The organism is Halomonas sp. BC1 (genome assembly GCF_002078135.1).
Classification (GTDB): domain Bacteria; phylum Pseudomonadota; class Gammaproteobacteria; order Pseudomonadales; family Halomonadaceae; genus Vreelandella; species Vreelandella stevensii.
Window position 1 is genome coordinate 141160 of the sequence record NZ_LFGS01000007.1, and the last position, 970, is coordinate 142129.

Sequence of the window (970 nt, forward strand, 5' to 3'; positions counted from 1 at the left end):
GAAGAGCGGAAATTCACCCCTTACTGGTTTGAAAGCGCTACCCCTACGTTTTTAGTAGAACTGCTAAAAAAACGCGGTGTGTTCACTCCTGCCTTGAGCCAACTGCAAACAGAAGCCGAATTGTTAGGCCGCTTTGATGTCGACCATATCGCCACCGAAGCGCTCTTGTTCCAAACGGGCTACCTGACCGCGCATGCTGTCGAGGAGCCAATGACCGGTTATTGGCTCTACACCTTGGGCTACCCCAACCTTGAGGTGGAAGCCAGCCTTAACCAAGCGCTTTTACCTGTGCTGGGTGTGCAAGCCCCCCCTCGGGAGCGGCTTACGCTGTTCCGTAACTTGCAAGCGCACGACCTCCAAGGCCTGGAAACCCACCTCAAAGCGCTTTATGCCGGCTTGCCACACGACTGGTACCGCAACAACCCCATTGCCCAATACGAAGGCCATTACGCCAGCGTGTTTTACAGCCACTTCGCCGCGCTGGGTGTGAATGTGACGGTGGAAGACGCCAGCCACCACGGCAAAGTGGATATGAGCATCGACTTTAACGGGCATGTTTACCTGTTTGAGTTCAAGGTGGTTGAACAACTGCCTAAAGGCAAAGCGATTGAGCAGATCAAAACCAAGGGCTATGCCGACAAGTATCGTGCTAGCGGCAAGCCTATTCACTTAGTAGGCGTAGAGTTTTCCAGCGCTCCACGGCAAATCGTAGCGTTTGACGTGGAGGCGCTGTAGTACGCTGCTGCTTATCATCGTCCACTACTTCTCTGCCCGTAATGGAAGGCAACACCAACCCGCCGAGCCGGCTTGGCGGCGAGGGATCTCCGGTGTCAGAGAGCAGGGCAGGTGCACACAGGGGGTTCCCAGGAACCTGAGAGGCCCGCCTTTCTCCCCCGAAAGGCAATGGCACAGGCACGGGGCTGCCTGCGGAGAAAGCTCTCGGTCTGACGCTGTCGTGCCTGGCGGCGAC

1 protein-coding gene is annotated in these 970 nt (G+C 56.5%); it reads left to right on the forward strand.

Features of this window, described 5'->3' with window-relative positions; all coding sequences use genetic code 11:
• The coding region (locus tag B7L72_RS07300) for a PD-(D/E)XK nuclease domain-containing protein (protein ID WP_176212851.1) at positions 1 to 735 on the forward strand (735 nt) is incomplete at its 5' end.
• Positions 736 to 970 lie beyond the last annotated feature (235 nt).